The 21,278-nt window shown below is 67.8% G+C and carries 17 protein-coding genes; 14 read left to right on the top strand and 3 right to left on the bottom strand.

Translation table 11 applies throughout. From position 1 onward, the window contains the following. Positions 1–61 precede the first annotated feature (61 nt). Positions 62–2,947, top strand: coding sequence for a glycoside hydrolase family 2 TIM barrel-domain containing protein (locus BLU38_RS07505; protein ID WP_091522331.1), 2,886 nt, complete (start codon positions 62–64; stop codon positions 2,945–2,947). Between the two features lie 278 nt (positions 2,948–3,225). Here BLU38_RS07505 and BLU38_RS07500 read toward each other — a convergent pair whose 3' ends face one another. Further along, positions 3,226–4,263 carry an ABC transporter substrate-binding protein gene (locus BLU38_RS07500; protein ID WP_091522326.1) on the bottom strand — a complete coding sequence of 346 codons (1,038 nt, stop codon included), beginning with the start codon at positions 4,261–4,263 and terminating at the stop codon, positions 3,226–3,228. 66 nt (positions 4,264–4,329) lie between these two features. Next, positions 4,330–5,862, bottom strand: coding sequence for a dolichyl-phosphate-mannose--protein mannosyltransferase (locus tag BLU38_RS07495; protein ID WP_091532096.1), 1,533 nt, complete (start codon positions 5,860–5,862; stop codon positions 4,330–4,332). 512 nt (positions 5,863–6,374) lie between these two features. Between BLU38_RS07495 and rsmI the strand changes: the two genes are divergently transcribed. The 5 genes from rsmI to rsmA all read left to right on the top strand — a co-directional run bounded on the left by rsmI (position 6,375) and on the right by rsmA (position 11,129). After that, positions 6,375–7,226, top strand: coding sequence for a 16S rRNA (cytidine(1402)-2'-O)-methyltransferase (gene rsmI / locus BLU38_RS07490; RefSeq protein WP_091522323.1), 852 nt, complete (start codon positions 6,375–6,377; stop codon positions 7,224–7,226). A 134-nt stretch (positions 7,227–7,360) separates the two neighbouring features. Beyond that, complete coding sequence (locus tag BLU38_RS07485; RefSeq protein WP_091532094.1) at positions 7,361–8,263, top strand: TatD family hydrolase; 903 nt, start codon at positions 7,361–7,363, stop codon at positions 8,261–8,263. 12 nt (positions 8,264–8,275) lie between these two features. Continuing rightward, entirely contained in the window at positions 8,276–8,956 is a 681-nt protein-coding gene (locus BLU38_RS07480; protein WP_091522318.1) for a nitroreductase family protein, read from the top strand. A 65-nt stretch (positions 8,957–9,021) separates the two neighbouring features. Then, the gene (locus BLU38_RS32010) at positions 9,022–10,287 is read left to right on the top strand and encodes a resuscitation-promoting factor (RefSeq protein ID WP_172836093.1); all 1,266 of its coding nucleotides are present in this window, start codon (positions 9,022–9,024) and stop codon (positions 10,285–10,287) included. Beyond that, positions 10,284–11,129, top strand: a complete 846-nt coding sequence (gene rsmA, locus BLU38_RS07470) for a 16S rRNA (adenine(1518)-N(6)/adenine(1519)-N(6))-dimethyltransferase RsmA (protein ID WP_172836274.1) — start codon at positions 10,284–10,286, stop codon at positions 11,127–11,129. The genes BLU38_RS32010 and rsmA overlap by 4 nt, the downstream gene beginning before the upstream one ends. A gap of 65 nt (positions 11,130–11,194) precedes the next feature. Here the strand turns inward: rsmA and BLU38_RS07465 are convergent, their stop codons facing one another. Further along, a complete protein-coding gene (locus BLU38_RS07465; protein ID WP_091522311.1) occupies positions 11,195–11,680 on the bottom strand; it encodes a carboxymuconolactone decarboxylase family protein in 486 nt (161 codons plus the stop codon). 187 nt (positions 11,681–11,867) lie between these two features. Between BLU38_RS07465 and BLU38_RS07460 the strand changes: the two genes are divergently transcribed. The 8 genes from BLU38_RS07460 to BLU38_RS07425 all read left to right on the top strand — a co-directional run bounded on the left by BLU38_RS07460 (position 11,868) and on the right by BLU38_RS07425 (position 21,244). Beyond that, positions 11,868–12,797: an RNA polymerase sigma-70 factor gene (locus tag BLU38_RS07460; RefSeq protein ID WP_091522307.1), complete on the top strand. Its 930-nt coding sequence runs from the start codon at positions 11,868–11,870 to the stop codon at positions 12,795–12,797. A 151-nt stretch (positions 12,798–12,948) separates the two neighbouring features. After that, positions 12,949–13,878 (top strand): 4-(cytidine 5'-diphospho)-2-C-methyl-D-erythritol kinase, encoded by a 930-nt coding sequence (locus BLU38_RS07455; RefSeq protein ID WP_091522303.1) that lies wholly within the window; start codon positions 12,949–12,951, stop codon positions 13,876–13,878. A 458-nt stretch (positions 13,879–14,336) separates the two neighbouring features. After that, positions 14,337–15,191, top strand: a complete 855-nt coding sequence (locus BLU38_RS07450; RefSeq protein WP_091522300.1) for a PIG-L deacetylase family protein — start codon at positions 14,337–14,339, stop codon at positions 15,189–15,191. Positions 15,192–15,238: 47 nt separating this feature from the next. Then, a complete protein-coding gene (locus BLU38_RS07445) occupies positions 15,239–16,375 on the top strand; it encodes an ankyrin repeat domain-containing protein (RefSeq protein ID WP_091522296.1) in 1,137 nt (378 codons plus the stop codon). Positions 16,376–16,398: 23 nt separating this feature from the next. Next, a complete protein-coding gene (locus BLU38_RS07440; RefSeq protein ID WP_091522293.1) occupies positions 16,399–17,646 on the top strand; it encodes an amidohydrolase family protein in 1,248 nt (415 codons plus the stop codon). Positions 17,647–17,662: 16 nt separating this feature from the next. Then, on the top strand, positions 17,663–18,874 hold the full coding sequence (locus BLU38_RS07435) for an amidohydrolase (protein WP_091522289.1): 1,212 nt from the start codon (positions 17,663–17,665) through the stop codon (positions 18,872–18,874). Further along, positions 18,867–19,973: a ring-opening amidohydrolase gene (locus tag BLU38_RS07430; protein ID WP_157683277.1), complete on the top strand. Its 1,107-nt coding sequence runs from the start codon at positions 18,867–18,869 to the stop codon at positions 19,971–19,973. The genes BLU38_RS07435 and BLU38_RS07430 overlap by 8 nt, the downstream gene beginning before the upstream one ends. A gap of 41 nt (positions 19,974–20,014) precedes the next feature. After that, positions 20,015–21,244 carry a low temperature requirement protein A gene (locus BLU38_RS07425; RefSeq protein ID WP_091522282.1) on the top strand — a complete coding sequence of 410 codons (1,230 nt, stop codon included), beginning with the start codon at positions 20,015–20,017 and terminating at the stop codon, positions 21,242–21,244. The last annotated feature ends 34 nt before the right edge of the window (positions 21,245–21,278 follow it).

The raw sequence follows: 21,278 nt of genomic DNA, 5'->3' as shown, positions 1-21,278 counted from the left end.
GCCGCGGCGGCGCCGACGACGCAGGAGCGGCGCCGGAGTCGTACATCGTCTGGAGCCCAGCATGGACCTGTCATCGCTCGATCCCGGAGTCGGAACCCTCCCGCCGAGGGCTCGTTTCAGCTCGAGTCTCGGCGAGCAATCGCTGAACGGGACATGGCGGTTCCGGCTGTCCGCCCGGCTTGCCGACGCGCCGGCCGGGATCGAGGCCGAAGGCTACGACGATGCCGACTGGGGGACCATCCCGGTGCCGTCCAGTTGGCCGATGCACGGACATGGCGCCCCCGCCTACACCAATGTCCAGTATCCGTTCCCGGTCGATCCGCCGTACGTTCCCGACGAGAATCCGATCGGTGATCATCGGCTCGTCTTCGATGCCGAGGCCTTCCTGCTGGACGGTGCAGTGCTCCGCTTCGACGGCATCGACAACACCGCAGATGTCTGGCTGAACGGTGAACTGCTGGGCAGCACCCGGGGTAGCAGACTGGTCAGCGAATTCGACGTCAGCCGGCTGCTGCGTGCCACCGGCAACGTCCTGGTGGTGCGGGTCGCGCAGTGGTCGGCCAGCAGCTATCTCGAAGATCAGGACATGTGGTGGCTGCCCGGGATCTTCCGCGACGTCACGCTGTTGGCCAAGCCGCAGGGTGCGATCAACGACCTCTTCGTGCACGCCGACTACGCCGACGGCTCCGGCACCCTGAGCATCGACGTCGACAGCGCCTCGCCCGCCACGATCAGCATTCCCGAGCTGGGCGTCGAGACCGCACCGGGCAGCTCGGTCGAGATCCCCGAGGTCGTCGGCTGGACCGCGGAGGAGCCGAAGCTGTATCGGGCCACCGTTCGCACCGAGTTGGAGACCGTCGAGTTGGCGATCGGATTCCGCACCGTCTCGGTCGTCGACAGCACGTTGTTGATCAACGGCCGGCCGATCCTCTTCAAGGGTGTCAACCGACACGAGCACCATCCTGATCTTGGTCGGGTCGTTCCCCGGGAGGTCGTCGAATCCGAGCTCCGGTTGATGAAACAGCACAACATCAACGCGATCCGGACCTCGCATTACCCGCCGCACCCGGTGTTGCTGGAGCTGGCCGACGAGCTCGGTTTCTACGTGATCGACGAATGCGATCTGGAGACCCACGGCTTCGGGATGAACAAGTGGCGACGCAACCCGGTCGCCGATCCGGCCTGGCGCCCCGCCCTGGTCGAGCGCATGATCAAGACCGTCCAGCGGGACAAGAACCACCCGTCGATCGTGATCTGGTCATTGGGCAACGAATGCGGCACCGGCGACAACCTGGCGGCGATGGCCGACGCGGCGCGGGCGATCGATGGCTCGCGGCTGATCCACTACGAGGGTGACTGGGACTCCAGCTACGTCGACCTCTACTCCCGGATGTATGCCTCGGTCGACGAGGTCAAGGCGATCGGGGAGAAGACCGAGGAGCAGACCAAGGATCCGACCGTCGACGCGCATCGTCGTTCACTGCCGTTCATCCAATGTGAATACATCCACGCGATGGGCAACGGCCCGGGTGGGATGACGGAGTATCAGGAACTGTTCGAACGCTACCCGCGGCTGGCCGGTGGGTTCGTCTGGGAGTGGCTGGAACACGGCATCCGGCAGCACACCGACGACGGCGTCGAATACTACGGCTACGGCGGCGACTTCGGCGAGACCGTGCATGACGGCAACTTCGTGATCGACGGACTGGTCAGCGCCGATCGGGAGCCGCGGCCCGGCCTGGTCGACCTGAAGAAGGTCTACGAGCCGGTCGGGATCGGCATCGGCACCGACTGGAAGACGATCACCATCGCCAACAAGTACGCCTTCAGCGACCTTGATCATCTTCGGTTGGACTGGGCGGTCGAGGACGCCGAGGGTCGGTACGCCGCCGGTGTGCTGCCCGCGATCGAGGTCGCTGCCGCTGACCAGGTCACCGCCGTGTTACCCGACGAGATCGCCGCCGCCCGCAGGGACGGGGCGGTGTTGACCGTCGTCGCTCGACTGGCCAAGGACACCGATTGGGCCGGCGAGGGACACGAGGTCGCCTGGGGCCAGGCCGGGGCAGTGACCATGATCAGCGAGCCGATCGACGGGACCGCACCTGTGCTCACCCAGGACCGGACGCTGTCGGTCGGCCCGGCCCGCTTCGACGCGACCACCGGTCGGCTGATCGCACTCGACGACGTGGCGATCGACGGCCCGCGGCTGACGCTGTGGCGATCACCGACCGACAACGACAACGGGATGGATCATCGGGTCAAGCGACGCGATTCCAGCGGCTGGACGGGGCAGCGGCTGGACAAGGTGGTCGGCCGTCTGGTCGGTCTCACTGAGGTCGATGATGATCATGGTCATGGACTGCAGGTGACGACCCGGTACGCCGCACCGTCCTACGATCGGCATGTCGACGTCACGATCACCTGGCGCAGTGACGGCTCACGGGTGGCCGCCGCCGTACGGCTGGAACCGTCCGGGGACTGGAAGCAGAGCTGGGCCAGGATCGGTCTGGACTTCGTCCTGGACGGTGCCGCCGACCGGGTCAGCTGGGCGGGGCACGGACCGGGGCAGAAGTATCCCGACACCGGGCAGGCGGCCCGACTGGGCTACTTCGAGTCCTCGGTGACCGATCTGCAGGTGCCCTATGTCCGTCCGCAGGAGAACGGTGCCCGTTGGGCCGAGCGGCTGACCCTGTCCGGTAGCGGCCGCGGGATCACGATCGGCGGCGACGGGTTCGCCTTCACCGCCCGGCCGTGGTCGACGCCGGCTCTGGATGCGGCCGAACACACGCCGGATCTGCAGCCGGACGGCTCGACCTACCTGACCATCGATCACCGCCAGCACGGCATCGGTACCGCGTCCTGCGGCCCGGGCGTACTGCCGGCCTACCACCTCGACCCGACGCAGCTCACCGAGGCGGACCTCAATTTCGAGCTGACCTTCTCCTGACCTCTGCGGCCCGGCGGGGCGCGTTTCGTATCACATGGTGCGAAAACTCCCCGCCGAGTCGAGATCCAGCGGCGATATGGCGCCACGTGCTGGGATCTGGCCGCTGCCTGGGTCGGGCGTGCGGCGGCGCGTACGGGGTGCTCCGGGCTGGACGAAAGCCGGTGCGTTTCGTATCACCTGCTGCGAAAAGTCCCTGCCGGGTCGAGTTGGAGGGGCGATTCGGTAACAGCTGCTGAGAAATGCGCCGAGGGGTACGCCGACGACCGGTCGGTCAGGAGTCAGGAGGTCGGGGGCAGGTAGCCGACGTCCGGCCAGATCACCGAGGACTTGCCGAACGCCCCGTAGTTGGCCAGTGACCGCCGGGTAGCGACGAACTGGCTGGTGCCGCCGGGCACGGAGGCCTCGCGGACCTCGCAGTTGGCGATCTTGCTGATCTCGGCGGACTTGCTGGAATCGGCGGTCAGGTCGACGGCATCGATCCGGTTCTGCTTCAGCGCGTTGATCCGGTCCTTGGCCGCGAACCGGCGGAAGGTGAGCTGGGCCAGCTTCGGCTGGTCGCCCCACCACTCGGCATTCGGCTTCTCCGTCAGCAGACCCTCGCGGTCGTCCAGTCGGTCGACCTGGAACGGGCCGGCGGTCCAGTCCGACACCTTGGTCAGCGACTTCCAGCCGTCGTTGAACGTCTCCGGGTCCTTGACCCCCGCTGCCGGCAGCAAGGTGTTGAACGTGGACGGCCAGTCGTCGTACGCGCCGCGATAGGTGACGACCACCTGCTGGGCGGTGCTGCCCTGCTTCACCGAGGCGACCTCGGCCATGCCCTTGGTGTCGGCGCATTTGAAGCTGACGTTCTGCCCGTTGCAGGCCTGCCAGTCGGCGATGAAGTCCGCCGCGCTGATCGCCTTGCCGTCGCCCCAGACGGCGCCCGGGTTGAGCGTGTAGGTGACCACCTGCGGATTGTCGCCGGTGGCGTTCACCGCGGACAGGTAATCGGGATTGGGTGACGGGTTGCCGGTGCCGTCGTCGTTGAACAGTCGCGGCAGCAGGGTGCTGGTGATCAACCGGGTGTCGGCGTCGGCGTCGGCGTGCAGCGGATTCCACTGGTCACCGAATCCGCCGACCGGGAGCCGCAGCTCACCGCCCGAGGCGACCACGCTGCGCGGCTGGCTGTTGACGGTGACCGCCGCGGCCGCGGACGGGGTCGGCGTACTGCTCGGTGCCTGTCCGCCGGCACCGCTGCAGGCGGTCAGCACGGTGAACAGCAGCAGCACGGGAATCGCCAGCAGCCTGCCGGGGTGGCGTCGGTTCAGTCCAATCATCGCGGAGCCACGATAGCCGGGGACGCCCAACCAGCCACATTTCCGGTGCCCCGGGCGACGACCGGATCAGATCCAACCGCGGAACCACATTCGGGCCAACCACTTGCTGTACGGCAGTAACTGATCGGTCAGCACCGGGTAGATGTAGGCGAAGTTGACCGCCACCAGGGCGACGAACGCGCCGGCGACCACACCTCCGATCATCCGTCGCCGCTGTTGCTGCGGCGTCTGCGGCTTCGGTCCGATCAATAAGCCCAGACACAGTGCCACGGCCATCGCCGAGAACGGGATGATGGTGATCGCGTAGAAGAAGAACTGCGGCCGGTCGGTGTACTGGAACCAGGGCAGCCAGGCGCTCAGGACACCGACGATCGGGATGCCGAAGCGCCAGTCCCGGCCACCCACCCAGAGGATCAGTGCGACCACCAGCGCGATCACCGCGCCCCACCAGAGCACCGGGGTGCCGATCCCGCTGATCACCCGCAGACAGTTCTCGCCGGTGGCGTGGCAGCCGTCGGTGCCGGGCTTGATGTCGTTGACCGCATCGATGCCGATGGTGCGGGCGATCACCAACCAGCCGGCCGGATTGGCGTTGTAGGTGTGGGTCTGGTGATTGATGTAGTCGCCGGTGTGGAAGTTGTAGATGTCGCGTTGGTAGTGCAGGAAGGACGCGATCGCTTCGCCGAAGGTTCGGGTCGTCCGAGCCTCGGGGTTTTCCGCACCCCACTGCCGGTCGTAGCCACCGGCGGTGACGAACCAGTTGGTCCAGCTGGCGACGTACACGATCGCGGCGACCACGACGACCGACACGAACGCCGGTACGCCGTCGGAGATGATCGCCCGGGCCGACCGGCGACCGGCGCCGGCCAGCCGGCGGGCGCCGACATCCCAGGCCAGGGCCAGCAGGCAGAACGCGGCGATCACGTACATCGCGTTCCACTTGGTGCCGACGGCCAGCCCGAACATCAGACCGGCCAGCAACCGCCACGGACGGAACAGCACCAGCGGACCGTAATCCTGGCCGAGGTCGGGTTTGCCGATCCGGACCAGATGATCGGCCAGCCGGCCGCGGAACCAGTCCCGGTCGGCCGCCAGACAGGCGACCCCGGCGACGATGAAGAAGGCCAGGAAGATGTCCAGCAGTGCGATCCGGGACATCACGAAGCTCAGCCCGTCGACGGTCAGCAACAGGCCGGCGATGCAGCCGATCATGGTCGACCTGCTGACCCGGCGGACCAGCCGGATCGTGATCAAGATCAACAACGAACCGAAGACCAGCGAGCTGAAGCGCCAGCCGAACGAGTTCATCCCGAACAGCTGCTCGCCACCGGCGATCAGCCACTTGCCGACCGGCGGGTGCACGATGAACTCGGCGGAATCCTGCAGAGTCGGCGTCCGACCGGAGGCCAGGACGGTGTTGGCGTTGTCCGGCCAGTTGCGCTCGTAACCGTGTTTGAGCAGCGACCAGGCGTCCTTGGCGTAGTAGGTCTCGTCGAACACGATGTAGCCGGGCCGGCCGAGATGGACCAGCCGGATCACGAACGCGATCGCGGTGATCACCAGGGTGGCCAGCCAGCCGATCAGCCGGTCTGTCGGCATCGGGGAGCGGAGCCGTTCGATCGTGGTCGGCGGTGTCGCCGGTCGCGGCCGCCGGATCAACGCGTACGAGGGACGATCGGGCACCATCGCACCCGGTCCCGGGTCACCGGGACCTTCGTCGAGCGCGGCCCGATCCGTCGCGGGTGGGGCGCCGAACCGTGACCGCCCGGCCGTCGCCTCTTCCGTCACGCCGACATAGTAGGTGGCCGGACGGCGGCCCGCTCAGTTGCCGCCCAGCCAGGAGGGTGCTGAACAATGTGCCCGTCGCGAGCGGTGCGATGTGCGTGCAGCGGCAAGGCGCGCGACTGAGGTCGTGCGTCAGCACGTTGAAGGAGTGCAACGCCGCCGATGTGCGTGCAGCGCACCGCGCAGCAGGGCAGATTGTTCAGCAGTCTCCTCTGCAGAACGCGATCTCAATCCGATCCGCCGGGGCGCCTCAGGCGTGACCGGCCCCGGCCGACCGCCGATGACATCGCAGATCGCCTGGTGTCCGCGTGTGCCAGGCTTGCCCGGTGACGCAGAACGAGGACACCGGCCTGGTCGTGCTGGCCGCGACGCCGATCGGTGACAGCCGGGACGCCAGTCCACGGCTGATCGAGGAGTTGCGGTCGGCCGACGTGATCGCCGCCGAGGACACCCGGCGACTGCAGAACCTGCTGCAGCGGCTCGCCGTGACGACCACGGCACGGGTGGTGTCCTACTTCGAGGGCAATGAGGCGGGGCGGACCGGGCAGCTGTTGGCCGAGGTCGAGGCGGGCGCCCGACTGCTGCTGGTCACCGACGCCGGAATGCCGTCGGTCTCCGACCCGGGGTATCGGCTGGTCGCGGCCGCCGTTGACGCCGGCGTCCGGGTGACCGCCGTACCGGGGCCGTCGGCGGTGCTGACCGCGCTCGCCGTCTCCGGACTGCCGGTCGACCGGTTCTGCTTCGAAGGCTTCCTGCCACGCAAGGGCGGCGAACGGCAGCGCCGACTCGACGAACTGGCCACCGAGCCGCGGACCCTGGTGTTCTTCGAAGCGCCGCATCGGACCGCTGACGCGCTGACCGCGCTGGCGACCGCCTTCGGTGCCGATCGGCGAGCGGCGGTCTGCCGGGAGCTCACCAAGACCTACGAGGAGATCCGGCGCGGTCCGCTGGCCGAGCTCGCCCAGTGGGCTGCCGACGGCGTACGGGGTGAGGTCACGATTGTGGTGGACGGTGCACCGGCCACCACAACCGACAGCGTCGACGCGGTCGGCGAGGTGACCGAACTCGTGGCCGGCGGGATGCGCCTCAAACCGGCGGTCGCGGTGGTCGCCGAGCGGCACGGTCTGGCCAAGAACGCGCTGTACGAGGCCGCCCTCGCCGCCCGCAACCAACCCTGACCCTCCATTCTTCCCGCACGATCTACGAATTCCCGCACCCAGTGCACGCGCTGCGGGAAGTCGTAACTGGTGCGGGAAGGGGCGGCCGGATCGGCGGCGGCCGGAGGAGTTCCTAGGCTGTCGGGGTGAACGATCTGCAACCGCGGGAGCGCCGGGCGGCCGACACCGAACAAGGTCAGCGCCGCAATCTCGACCATCCACCGGTACCGCAACCGTTGCCGCACCCGGTCGTCGACACGCATTGCCATCTCGACGTCGCCGACGGTCGGACCGATCTGTCACCGGCGGCCGCGATCGAGTTGGCGGCCGAGGTCGGCGTCACCCGGATCATCCAGGTGGGCTGCGATGTCGAGGGCTCCCGCTGGGCGGTGCAGGCCGCGCACCGGTGGCCGACCGTGCTGGCCTCGGTCGCCATCCATCCCAACGACGCCGCCCGGTTGGGCAGTGCTCTGGACGACGGGCTGGCCGAGATCGAACGGCTCGCCGCCGATGACCGGGTGGTCGGGGTCGGCGAGACCGGACTGGACTACTTCCGCACCCGGGACGAAGCGGGCCAGCAGATCCAGAAACGTTCCTTCGCAGCACACATCGCGCTGGCCAAGCAGTACGACAGGACGCTGGTGATCCACGATCGCGACGCCCATGCCGACATCCTGGAGGTGCTGGACGCCGAGGGCCTGCCGGATCGGATCGTGATGCACTGCTTCTCCGGCGACCCCGACTTCGCCCGGGCCTGCCTGGACCGCGGAGCGTATCTGTCCTTCGGCGGGACCGTCACGTTCAAGAATTCGACCGCGCTGCGGGATGCGCTGGCGATCACCCCGTTGGACCGGATCGTGACCGAGACCGACGCGCCCTACCTGACACCCGAGCCGTTCCGGGGCCGGCCGAATGCGTCGTACCTGATCCCGCACACGGCCCGCCGGATCGCCGACGTCCTGGGCGCCGACCTGGAAACCGTCTGTCGTGCCCTCGACACCAACGCCACCACCGCCTTCGGCACGCTGCCCCCAACCCCGCTTCCGGCTCGGGTTTGAGGAGGAGGTCTCGTGGAGTTCGGTGAGGTGGCGCGGCGGCGCCGAATGGTGCGGGACTACGACCCCGAACGGCCGTTGCCGGACGGGCTGCTCGACCGTCTGGTGGATCTCGGGTTGCGGGCGCCGACGGCCGGCTTCACCCAGGGGGTGTCGTTCCTGATCCTGGCGACGGCGGCGGACCGGGAGCGCTTCTGGGCCGCGACCAGCGACGGCGGGGAGCCGGACAGCTGGCTACGAGGGATGCGGACCGCGCCCGGGCTGGTCCTGGTGCTGTCCAGTGCCGAGGCCTACCTGGACCGTTACGCCGAGCCGGACAAGGGGTGGACCGAGCGTTCGACCGAACCGTGGACGGCACCGTACTGGTTCGTCGATGCCGGGATGGCGGCAATGGCGATGCTGTACGGAGTGGTCGACGCCGGGCTCGGCGGCTGCTTCTTCGGTGTGCCCGCCGATCGGGTGCAAGCGGTCCGCGGTAGCTTCGCCATCCCGCCGGATCGATCGGTGGTCGGGGTGCTCAGCGTCGGGTACCCGGCCGGCGGAGAACGACGCTCCGGATCTCCGCGGAGCAGGCGACGCCGGCCGCGTACGGAGTTGGTCCGTTACGGCCGATGGGCGGAAACGAACGGAAATATCGACGATTCTGTGACTCATGTGACTCGTGAGACGGGCGAGATCGGGGCGGGTGGCGGATAGCACCCTGGGCCGTTATGCTCTCGTGACGTTCCAGACCGTTGTGGGCCGACCCGTTATGGAGAGCCGTGCGCAAGATCATTCCCATTGCCGTCGCCAGTGCTGTCGTTGCAGCAGCCTCCGGTGGGACGTTCGCCTACGCCGCCGCCGACAAGCAGGTGACGGTGTCGGTCGACGGTCAGCAGCAGACGATCAACACCTTCTCCGGCACCGTCGGTGGCGTGTTGGCCGACCGGGGCATCAAGGTCGGCGAGCATGATCAGGTGGCGCCGGCCGCGGACGCCAAGCTCTCCGAGGGCACCGAGATCGCGGTCCAGTACGGCCGTCCGGTGACGGTTCAGGTGGACGGCAAGTCCAAGACCTTCTGGACCACGGCCAAGTCGGTCGGCGACGCGATGAAGCTGGCCGGGATGGACAAGCCTCAACTGGAGGTCTCCACCAGCCGTGACACCGCGATCGGCCGCAAGGGCCTGAGCTGGACTGTGGACAGCGTCAAGCAGGTCACGATCACCGCCGACGGCAAGTCCAAGAAGCTCAAGACCTCGGCCAGCACCGTCGGCGCGGCGTTGCAGGAAGCCAAGATCTCCGCCGATGACGACGACCTGGTGTCGACGCCGAAGAGCGCGGCGCTCAAGAACGGCGAGACGATCAAGGTCACCGACGTCGTCACCAAGACCGAGAAGAAGACCGAGTCGGTCGACTTCAAGTCCACCGAACGCAAGACCAAGTCGCTGGAACAGGGCGAGACCCAGGTCGAGACCGAAGGCAAGGCGGGAGAGCGTACCTCGACCTACCTGGTCACCTCCTATGACGGCAAGGAACACCAGCGGCGGTTGATCTCCAAGGAGATCACCACCGAGCCGATCGACAAGGTCACCCTGGTCGGGACCGGCGAGGTCACCGAGGACACCTCCGACGACGAAGCCACCGACGACGAGACGTCGAGTGATGACTCCTCGAACGATGACGGCTCCGCAGACGACAACAGCAGCTCCGACGACAAGAGCGATTCCGACGACAGCGGTTCCGACGACAGCGGTTCCGACGACAGCGGTTCCGACGACAGCTCCGACGACGGCGCACCCTCGGTCCCGTCCGGCAGCGTCTGGGACAAGATCGCCGAGTGCGAGTCCGGCGGCGACTGGAGCATCAACACCGGCAACGGCTTCTACGGCGGCCTGCAGTTCACCCTGCAGACCTGGCACGGTTTCGGCGGCAGCGGGATGCCGAACAATGCCAGCCGCGAGGAGCAGATCCGGATCGCCAAGAAGGTCCAGGCCGAGCAGGGCTGGGGAGCCTGGCCAGTCTGCAGCGGCAAGGCCGGACTCCGCTGACCCGACTGCTTGATCCGACCGCGGTCCGCGAACTGGCCGGCCGGCTCGACCTGCGCCCGACCAAACAGCGTGGACAGAACTTCGTCACCGACGCCAACACCGTACGGCGGATCGTGCAGCTCGCCGGTGTCCGTTCCGATGATGTGGTGCTCGAGATCGGCCCCGGGCTCGGCTCGTTGACCCTGGCCCTGCTGGAGGTCGCCGACCGGGTGGTTGCGATCGAGATCGATCATCTGCTGGCCGACGCCCTCGGTGACACCGTCGCAGCCCGGGCGCCGGAGCATCGCGACCGGCTGGACGTCGTGGAGGCCGACGCGATGGCGGTCACCGAACTGCCGCATCCGCCGACGATCGTGGTGGCCAATCTGCCGTACAACGTCTCGGTGCCGGTGCTGCTGCACCTGCTGGCCCGCTTCGACAGTTGGCGACGGGGTCTGGTGATGGTGCAGTCCGAGGTCGCCGATCGGCTGGCTGCCGGTCCCGGCTCGAAGATCTACGGCATCCCGTCGGTGAAGATGGCCTGGTACGCCGCCACCAGCCAGGTCGGCTCGGTGCCGCCGCGGGTCTTCTGGCCGGTGCCCAACGTCGACTCCGGGCTGGTCGCCATCGAACGTCGCGACCCGCCGACCACCAGCGCCACCCGGGACCAGGTGTTCGCCGTGGTCGACGCCGCGTTCGCCCAGCGCCGCAAGATGTTGCGGTCGGCGCTGTCCGGTCTGGCCGGCTCGTCGGCTGCGGCGTCGACCGCTTTGGAGGCCGCCGGGGTGGACCCGACGGCCCGTGGCGAAGTCTGTACCGTGCAGGACTTCGCCCGGATCGCCGAACAGCTGCACGGGTCCTGAGCCCACCAAGGTTCCTGAGCCTGTCGAAGGACCGCAACCGAACCTCCGACAAGCCCACGGACCACTCAGCCGACGGCCGCGGCCAGCATCCCGGCCTCGTACGATCCGCCCTTCTTCCGGACGATCACGCCCATCCGATTGGCCGCGTTGATCAACGCCACCAGCATCACCAGGGCCGCGACCTCATCGTCGGTGAAGTAGCTCCGGACGGCGTCCCAGGTCTCGTCGGAGACGCCGGTGGAGGCGTCGGCCAGCCGGGTTCCCTCCTCGGCCAGCGCGAGCGCGGCACGTTCGGCGTCGGTGAACACCTCCGCCTCCCGCCAGCCGGCGACCAGATGCAGCCGGGTCGCGGACTCGCCGGCGGCGGTGGCTTCCTTGGTGTGCATGTCGATGCACCAACCGCAGCCGTTGATCTGGCTGGCGCGCAGCGATACCAGCTCCTGGAGGGACTGCGGCAACGGCGATTGGCTGATCACCATGCTGACATTGGCCAGCCGGCGAGCCGCCTTGGCGCCGAGCTCGTTGGCCTGCAGATCGAATCGGGCAGTCATGAATGTTTCTCCTCGAGAGTGATGAATCCGATGACCACCAGATGCCGCCCGGTGTGCGGCTGTGACAGGCTGCCGCCGTGACGGATGCCACAACCCATCGCTGTCACAAGATCACCGTCGCCGGTGTCTGGTGCACGTGACCGCGAGGAGATACCGGGGTCGCATCTCGATCGGCAGGAGGAGTCAGATGGCCACCGAGCCAGACCCGACGCAGCAGGTGCCGCGCGGCGCGGGCGGTCCGGACGCCGCGACCGAGGCGTTCGTCGCGCACCGCAACCTGTTGTTCACCGTTGCCTACGAGATGCTCGGCTCGGCCGCCGATGCCGAGGACGTGCTGCAGGAGACCTGGCTGCGCTGGGTCGGTGTCGATCTCGACGAGGTACGGGATCGGCGCGCCTACCTGGTCCGGATCGCCACCCGGCAGTCGCTGATCCGGCTGCGTACGCTCGGTCGGCGACGTGAGTCCTACGTCGGCCCGTGGTTGCCCGAACCGTTGCTGACCACTCCGGACGTCGCCGACGATGTCGAGCTCGCCGAGAGCGTCTCGATGGCGATGCTGCTGGTGTTGGAGACGCTCGCGCCGACCGAGCGCGCGGTGTTCGTGCTCCGCGAGGTGTTCGCCGTCGACTACGACGAGGTCGCCGAGGCCGTCGGCAAGACGCCGGCGGCGGTGCGGCAGATCGCCCACCGGGCGCGTGAACACGTGGCGGCTCGGCGACCACGGACGTCGGTGTCGGCGACCCAGACCCGTGACGTCATCGACGCGTTCCGGCGGGCGACCGAGACCGGTGACCTGCAGAGTCTGCTCGACCTGCTTGCTCCCGATGTGGTGTTGCTCGGCGACGGCGGTGGGGTCAAACAGGCCGTGCCGCGGCCGGTCGTCGGCGCTGACAAGGTGGCCCGGCTGATCGTCGGTGGGCTCGGTCGGCTGGCGGCCGATGTCGGGTTCCGGCCGACCACGGTGAACGGTCTGCCGGCGTTGATCATCCAGCTCGACGGCGAGACCGACACGGTGATCGCGGTACGGATCGACGACGGCCTGATCAGTGGCCTCTACGCGGTCCGCAATCCTGACAAGCTGACGCACATGGCGCGGGAGACCGTCCTGGGCCGATGAGCCCGCGCCCCTCAACCTCAGCACCCCACTTCCGCCGACCCGTCAGTTTCTCCCCGACATGCCCGGCATGTCGGGGAGAAACTGACGGGTCGGCGGAAGTGGGGTGCGGGGATGATCGGCCGTCCGATCCGGCACCGCTACGCTCGCAGCTGTGGCAGAACCGATTCTTCCCGGCCCGCCGGAGATCACCGTCCGTGCTCCCGCCAAGATCAATCTGACCTTGCGGGTCGGTCCGGCGCGCCGCGACGGGTTCCATCCGCTGGCGACGGTGTATCAAGCGGTCTCGTTGTACGAGGAGGTGACCGCGACACCGGCGGAGGCCGGCGTGTTCGACCTGGAGGTACGCGGTGAGGGAGCCGATCAGCTGCCCACCGATGATCGCAATCTCGCGCTGCGCGCTGCCCGGCTGCTCGCCGAGGATGCGGCGCTGGACGGGCAGGTCGGTGTCTCGCTGGTGATCAACAAGCAGATCCCGGTGGCTGCCGGGCTGGCCGGCGGATCCGCCGACGCGGCCGCCGCCCTGCTGGCCTGCGCCGAGGTCTGGGGACTTGATCTTGCTCCGCAGGACCTGCAGCCACTGGCCGCGCGGCTCGGATCCGACGTCCCGTTCGCCTTGATCGGTGGAACGGCCGTCGGCAGCGGCCGCGGTGAGAGCGTCGTCCCGGCTCTGGCCCGCGGTCGCTATCATTGGGCGCTCGCCTTCGGCCGGCGTGGGCTGTCCACCCCGGCGGTGTACGCCCGCTATGACGAGCTCGGTCCGACCCCGCCGTCGCCGTTCGAGGTCTCGACCGAGCTGATGAACGCCGTGCGCAGCGGCGATCCGGAACTTCTCGGCGGGCAGTTGATCAACGATCTGCAGGCGCCGGCGATCGATCTGATGCCCGAGCTGGGCACGCTGCTGCAGGCTGGTCGTGATCTCGGCGCGATCGGCGCGGTGGTTTCCGGGTCGGGACCGACCTGTGCGTTCCTGGCCGGCAGCGAATCCGCCGCGGTCAACCTCACCGTCGGACTGTCGTCCTCGGGGCTGTGCCGCTCCACCCGTTACGTCACCGGTCCGGTGCCGGGGGCGCGGCGAACCTAGTGGGTTGGAAGCCGAAGCGGTCATCCGCCGCGCGTGTGTCGAGGTGACATCGCCCGGTGAGTGCACCGCCCGCCCTTGCAACTCACCGCTTCGGCCGCCTGGCCAGCACCGACAGACTGGCGCGGACACCAGGCTGGGGACCTCAGTGCCCGGCTGGCTCTTAAAGATTGCATACCATTTCAGGTGGCGTGATGTGCGCCGTGGTTGAGATCAGCGGCCTTGGCTCCGCGCTGTGAAGTCGTGCGCATACATCGGGATTTCACTGGTTTACAAGGGAATTCTCCCACACGTCCGATGGTGACGAGATCGGAATCGTCGCTGCGATGACGTCGCAATGCTTGTCGACGGGGAGTAATTCTGTATACAGTTTGACGGGACGGAGCTCGGGGCTGAGATCGTGAACACGGACCGAGTTCCACGGCTCCCGCTGTCCGACTCGTCGAGAGGTTCGCCGATCCATGTCAGACCGACTCCGTGTCCTCGTTGTCGTCGCGCATCCCGACGAGGCCGAGGAGTACGTTGCCGGCACCCTCGCCCAGCTCACCGCCCGCGGTCACCACGTGAAGGTGTTGTCCGCCACCAACGGCGACGCCGGCCATCACAGCCTGCGGCGCAAACCGCTCGCGCTGCGACGGGCCGAGGAGGCCTACGCCGCGTTGCGGATCCTCGACCTCGCCGACTACGAGATCTGGGACGTCCACGACGGCGATCTGATGGACAGCCTGGAGAACCGGCACCGGATGGTGACCGCCATCCGCCGCTGGCGGGCCGACATGATCATCACCTTCACCGACGAAGGCCCGGGACACAGTGACAACCGGACCGCGGCCCTGCTGGTTCGCCGCGCGACGGATCTGCTCACACTGCGCAATCAATGCCCGAAAGTGCCGGCTCTGGACGAAGTGCCGATCGTCCTGCGCATGATCGACGACGGGTCGACCGATCGCCATCGGCACCAGGTCGCGGTCGACATCGGCTCGACGCTGACTGCCAAGCTGCGGGCCTGTGCCGCCCATCGGACCCAGTTCCTCGAGTTCGCGGCGACCGGAAACGGTTGGGCCGACGACGTCCCCGACGTCGACGACCACGAGGCGGTGGATGCCTTCATCCTCCAACACTGGAACGAGTTCTTCGTGACGCCGGCGGCAGCCGGACCGGCACTGGAGCGTGCCTACGGTCCCGAGGCAGAAGAGATCGAATACTGCGAGACCTTCGATCTCGCTCCGTACGGCCGCCCGACGACAGCGGAGGAGATCGACCGCCTGCTGGTGGGGAGCCGGGCAGCCGGAACCGAAGCGATCGACCGGTGTTGAGGTCGATCAGACCCGACCACCAACGACGAATGAGGAGAATCCTGCCGATGGCCGCGACCGAGAACGCCCACCGAAATGATCATGAACGGGCCGCTGATCTGCGGGCGGCCGTGTGGGCATCCGACCGGGACGCGGCGATCGATCTGATCGAGGCCGGCGCGGATGTCAACGACCAGGACGACACCCAGCAGTCGGCGTTCCTGATCGCTGCCAGCGAAGGGGAGTGGGAGATCCTGCGCGCCACCTTGCAGCACGGCGCCGACCTCGCCGATCTGGACTCCTGGCGCGGTACGGCGCTGATCCGAGCCGCCGAACGCGGTCATGCGACCGTGGTCGGCGACCTGATCAGGGCGGGCATCGACCACAGCCATGTCAACCGGATCGGCTACCAGGCGCTGCATGAGGCCGTCTGGCTCGGTCGGGACACGGCGGCCTATCACGACACCGTACGCATCCTGCTGGCCGGCGGTGCCGAAACCGACAGGCCGTCCGGGTCGGAAGGACTGACTCCGGCGCAGATGGCCGAGCAGCGTTCGTCCGCTGGAGTCGTGCGGATCTTCCGAGCCCTGACGACCTCGCCCGGGACCGCCGATCCGGATGCCGCCCTGTTGGCGGCGGCGCGGGACGGGGACGCCGACCGTGCCATGGTGGCGCTCCGCGCCGGGGCGGACCCGGAGATCACCGACACCGCCGGTCGGACTCCGTTGTTGCTGGCCGCGGCGGCCGATCACCTCGAGGTGGCGAGGCTGCTGGTCGGGATCGGTGCCGACCCGAATGCTGTCGACGACCGTCGGGACTCCCCGTGGCTGGTGACCGGCGTGACGGGCAGTACGGCGATGGTCGATGCGCTATTGCCCGGACGCCCCGACTTCGCGCTGGTCAACCGCTTCGGCGGCATCTCGGTGATCCCGGCCAGCGAACGTGGTCACGTCGATTACGTCCGGCGGATGGTCGACCTTGCCGTCGACCTCGATCACGTCAACCGACTCGGCTGGACCGCATTGCTGGAGGCGATCATCCTCGGCGACGGTGGTGTGCAGCATCAGCGGATCGTCGACGTCCTGCTCGGTGGTGGTGCGGATCCGAACCGTGCCGACGCCGACGGGCGATCACCGCTGCACCACGCTGAGCAGCAGGGTTACACCGAGATCGCCGATCGGCTGCGCCGCGCCGGCGGCCGCTGACCGACCAGGAAAGGAACTCCGCGATGACCATCGAACAGACACAGCCGGCCGCCGAGAACACACCCCGGTGGATCGAGGGCGTCCTCATCGAGACCAAGATCATCGACACCGACGACGGTGCCCGGACGCTGACCGAGCCCGCTGCGATCAAGATCGAGAACGGCACCTTCACCGAGATCAGGTTCGGTGCCTCGGCGCCGTCGGATGCGCATACGCGGATGGATGCCGACGGGATGCTGATGCTGCCGTCGTTGCGGGACACCCATGTGCATCTGGACAAGACCTTCTACGGCGGACCGTGGCGGGCTCCGATCCCCGGCCGACACTGGCTGGCCGAGGAGGAGCGGCTGTTGCCGGAGATGTCGGAGAACATCCCGATCCGCAGCAACGCGATCCTCGACCTGCTGATCTCCAACGGAACAACAGAAGTGGTGGCGCACTGCAATGTCGATCATGTGATCGGCACCCGCAACGTCGAACGGTTGCTGCAGGTCGTACGGAGCCGCGACGACGTCGACACCGCAGTGGTGGCCTACCCACAACACGGCCTGCAGGGAGGAAAGATCAAACCGTTGCTGGCCGACGCCTTGCGAGCCGGCGCGTCGGTGATCGGCGGGCTGGACCCAGGATCACGCGAGCGCGACGTCGACCGGACACTGGACACGATCTTCGACCTCGCCGTGGAGTACGACGTCGGCGTCGACCTGCACCTGCACGACCCGGGCACCCTGGGTCTGTTCGAACTGGACCGGGTGATCGACTACACCCTGCAGGCCGGTCGGCAGGGTCGGGTGTCGTTGAGCAACGCCAACGCACTCGCGAACGCCGATGCCCCGACGGTCCGGGCGATGGCGGAGCGACTCGCCGAGAACAGGATCGGGATCGGAACCACAATCGGAGTCGGCGGATCGGTGATCCCGATTTCCGCGCTGTCGGCTGCCGGGGTCGAGGTCTCGTTGGGCAGCGACAGCATCACCGACATCCTCACCCCGTTCGGGCAGGGCGACATCCTGGAACAGGTGTGGATGCTGGCCCAGCGATTCGGCTGGTCCGACGAACGACGTCTGGCCCAGGCACTGTTGTACGGCGCCGGCGAGCCGGCGCGCTGGTCCGCGGACGGTCGTCGGGCCTGGCCGGCCGTCGGTGACGCCGCCGACTTCCTCCTGGTCCGGGCGTCCTGCACGGCGGAAGCCGTCGCCCGCCGGGCGGACCGATGCCACGTCTTCCACCGCGGACGCCAGGTCTGTGGTCCGACCACGGAAACTCGATAACGGAATCGGAGCAGAGATGGCGAACAACCTGTTGATCACCGACGTGTTGCCGCGGGGCCACCAGCAGCGCTGCGACGTGTTGATCATGGACGGCAAGATCGTGTCGATCGGCGTCGGACCGGCGGCTCCCGACGGTGTCGAGGTGATCGACGGCAGCAATCAGGTGCTACTGCCGGGGTTCGTCGACGCACATTCCCACCTGGACAAGTCACTGGTCGGCATGCCCTGGTATCGCCGGGAACCCGGCCGCGGACTGCAGCAGATGGTGGCCGACGAACGGCGGCTGCGCAAGACGCCGGAGTGGGACTACCAGCGCCAGATCGGGCGCAACGCGGAGATCATGATCAGCAACGGCGCGACCAGCACCCGGGCGTTCGTCGACATCGACACCGACGGCGGTCTTCGTGGACTGGAGGCGATGTTGGCGGTCCGGGAAACGTACGCGCACGCCTTGACGATGCAGATCATCGCCTTCCCGCAGAGCGGAGTGGCAGCCCGCCCGGGGACAGCGGAGCTCCTGGACCAGGCTCTGGCTTGTGGCGCCGACGTGATCGGCGGGATCGATCCGTGCCTGCTCGAACGTGATCCGGTGCAGCATCTCGACCTGTTGTTCGCGCTTGCGGAGCGGCACCACGCCGGGGTCGACGTCCATCTGCACGAGGGTGGCGCTCTGGGCGCCTTCTCGGCGGAGTTGATCATCGAACGGACCCGACGTGCAGAGCTGGCGGGCCGGGTAGTGATCAGTCACCCGGACTTCCTCGGCGGGATCGGGGAGTCGGCAGCACGGAAGCTGGTCGACGACCTGGCCGAGGCCGGCGTCGCGGTGACCACGAATGCACCCAGCGGTGATCCGAAGCCACCGTTGCCGCTGTTGCGTGCATCGGGCGTGAACGTCGGCGCCGGCTGCGACGGTGCACTGGACTCGTGGGGTCCGATGAATCGATCGGACATGCTGTTCAAGGGCTATCAGTTGGCCTGGCGCAACGGATTGTCCACCGATGACGAGCTGGACACCGTGTTCGATCTGATCAGCGTCGGCGGGGCGGCGATCATGGACCTCGACAGCCGCGGCATCACCGTCGGTGGGGCGGCCGACCTGGTGTTGCTACCGGGCGAGACACCGATCGAACCGATCGTGACGCTGCCGGTCGAGCGGACGGTGATCAAGGCCGGCCGCGTCGTCGCACGCGCCGGGACGTATCTGCCGCCGAGGACACCAGGTGTCTGAGGAAACGTCGCTCGCCGTCGATGCGGTCCGAATCCCGATGGAGCATCCGCGCGACACCGCCGGACTGGCCGAACTGGTGTCCGAAGGGCGGATCGATCCGGACAAGATCATCGCGGTCACCGGAAAGACGATCTCCAGCACGTCGGTGGAGAACAGCAGGGTCGACGCCGACCGTGCCGTCCGGGCCTTCCTGGTCGAGCAGGGCAGCCGATCGGCTCGTGAGATCGACGCGATCCCGATGATCTTCACCGCCGGCATCGCGGGACTGTTGACACCTCAGATCGTCGTCTTCAGCCGGTACCGGGCCGATTCGACCGCCGATGGCTCCGGCCGGCTGGCCATCGGCACCGCACGATCGGCGATCATGCGCCCCGAATGGACCGGGGGACTGCAGGTCGTCCGGGCCATTGCCGACACGGTACGCGGCGCCGCTCGCGACGCCGGGATTCGCCCGAGCGAGATCGAGTACGTCGTCGGCAAGGCCTATCACCCCGTCCTGGAAGAGATCCAGCGTGCGCGGGAGCGCCACGACATCCCTGCGGTCGACGATGCCACCGTCTTCCGCACGACCAGTGGCAGTGCCGGACTCGGCATCGCGGTCGCAACCGAGGGTCTGGAACTCTCCGATCCAGCGGTGATCGGCGACCTCGACGTCTGGACCGGACGCTCGGCCGTGTCGGCCAACGCCTGGGAGCCGGTGGGCGGTGACGGCCCGCACACCCAGCTGATCGCGTTCGGCAACCGCGCCGACGCAGCCGGTCGGCTACGCGTCGGGCACGCCGTGATGGCAGACCTGCTCGACGTCCACGCGCTGCCACGAGCACTCCGGTCGGCCGGCCTCGACGTCGGGGACGGACCACTCACCGAAGATCAACAACGGCGGGTGGTCTCGGTCTATGCCAAGATCAGCGGCGCTCCCCGGGGCAGGCTCCGGGGGCGGCGCCAGGTCACCGAGAACCCCGGCTACGACGCCAAGACAGCGGTCGGCGGGATGCTCGCCGGCTGGCTGCAGGACACTCTGATCTGGATCTCGGCTTCGGCCGTCCAACAGGGACCTCCCGGCGGCGGCACCCTGGGAGTCATCGTCGACGTCGGATGACACCTGTTCCTTGCAAGCTCGGGACCGTTTAACCTGAGGCCATGCCGAGCCCCACCGGCCCGCTGATCCGGGCCATCCGACCGCGCGACCCCGACGAACAGCACCGGGTCGCGACACCGCTGGAACTGTTGACCGACCTGTGCTTCGTCGTTGCGGTGGCGCAGACCTCGGTGCAGTTGCATCACGCCTTCGTCGAAGGTGAGATCGCACACGGGCTGATCGGTTTCGCGATGGCCTTCATGGCGATCTGGTGGACCTGGTTGAACTTCACCTGGTTCGCATCCGCTTACGACAACGACGACGTGATCTATCGGTTGTTGACGATCCTGCAGATCGTCGGTTCGTTGATCATCGCGGCCGGCGTGGAGGCGATGTTCGACGGGCACTTCACGATCGCCGTCATCGGCTACATCGTGATGCGCGTCGCTCTGGTGGCGCAATGGCTGAGGGCGGCTCGACAGGATCCGGGTCGGGCGATCACCTGTCGCCGATACGCCGTCGGCATCATCGCGGTCCAAGTGCTCTGGGTGATCTTCCTCTTCCTGCCGTCCCAGGCAGCGATCCCGGTCTGGGTGCTGATCATGCTCTGCGAGTTCGCTGTCCCGGTCTTCGCCGAGCGGCGGGTGCCGACCACCTGGCACCCGCACCACGTCGCCGAGCGGTACAGCCTGTTCTTCATCATCGTGCTCGGCGAGGTGATCCTGTCCACCATGACCTCGATCCAGCAGGTGCTGGCGGCGCCGGAGCAGGGCGGCCACGGCGGTGAAGCGGGTCAGGAGGTACAGAGCTGGACCTTCGAGCACCCGGAGGTGTTGATCGTTGCAACCTCGGGGGTGGCGATCGTCTTCAGCCTGTGGTGGCTGTACTTCTCGCGCAGCGCGGCGGCGACCCTGATCCGGTTCCGGATGACCGGCAGCGGGCAGTCCTACCTGTGGGGCTACGGTCACTATCTGATCTTCGCCTCGGCTGCCGCGATCGGCGCCGGGCTCGGAGCACGGGTCGACTACTGGAACCACGAGGGAGAGGTCTCGGCGCTGGGTTCGGCGGCACTGATCACCGGTGCGGTGGCGATCCTGATGACCGCGTTGTGGGTCCTGCATCTGCGTTTCCACGACGCGAGTTGGCGCACCGTGGTCCCGTTTGCGGTCGCGGTGGTTGCCGTCCTCGGCTCCACCTTCACCCCGGTGCCGGAACTGATCACCGCCGTGATCTGCATCGTGCTGTTGATCATCGAAGTCCGATTCGCCGGCCTGGTGAACACCGCGGAGTAGCCCTGGCAGGCCCTGAGCGTGGGTAGCGCGATCA

The organism is Microlunatus soli (assembly GCF_900105385.1).
GTDB lineage: Bacteria > Actinomycetota > Actinomycetes > Propionibacteriales > Propionibacteriaceae > Microlunatus > Microlunatus soli.
The sequence above is the reverse complement of the archived record's forward strand: the minus strand, read 5'-3'. Positions and strand labels throughout refer to the sequence as shown.

Coding starts and splice junctions, on each gene's coding strand:
- BLU38_RS07450 (WP_091522300.1), top strand. CDS start 14,337: ATGTCAGACCGACTCCGTGTCCTCGTTGTCGTCGCGCATCCCGACGAG.
- BLU38_RS07445 (WP_091522296.1), top strand. CDS start 15,239: ATGGCCGCGACCGAGAACGCCCACCGAAATGATCATGAACGGGCCGCT.
- BLU38_RS07440 (WP_091522293.1), top strand. CDS start 16,399: ATGACCATCGAACAGACACAGCCGGCCGCCGAGAACACACCCCGGTGG.
- BLU38_RS07435 (WP_091522289.1), top strand. CDS start 17,663: ATGGCGAACAACCTGTTGATCACCGACGTGTTGCCGCGGGGCCACCAG.
- BLU38_RS07505 (WP_091522331.1), top strand. CDS start 62: ATGGACCTGTCATCGCTCGATCCCGGAGTCGGAACCCTCCCGCCGAGG.
- BLU38_RS07500 (WP_091522326.1), bottom strand. CDS start 4,263: ATGATTGGACTGAACCGACGCCACCCCGGCAGGCTGCTGGCGATTCCC.
- BLU38_RS07495 (WP_091532096.1), bottom strand. CDS start 5,862: ATGCCGACAGACCGGCTGATCGGCTGGCTGGCCACCCTGGTGATCACC.
- BLU38_RS07460 (WP_091522307.1), top strand. CDS start 11,868: ATGGCCACCGAGCCAGACCCGACGCAGCAGGTGCCGCGCGGCGCGGGC.
- BLU38_RS07425 (WP_091522282.1), top strand. CDS start 20,015: ATGCCGAGCCCCACCGGCCCGCTGATCCGGGCCATCCGACCGCGCGAC.
- BLU38_RS07465 (WP_091522311.1), bottom strand. CDS start 11,680: ATGACTGCCCGATTCGATCTGCAGGCCAACGAGCTCGGCGCCAAGGCG.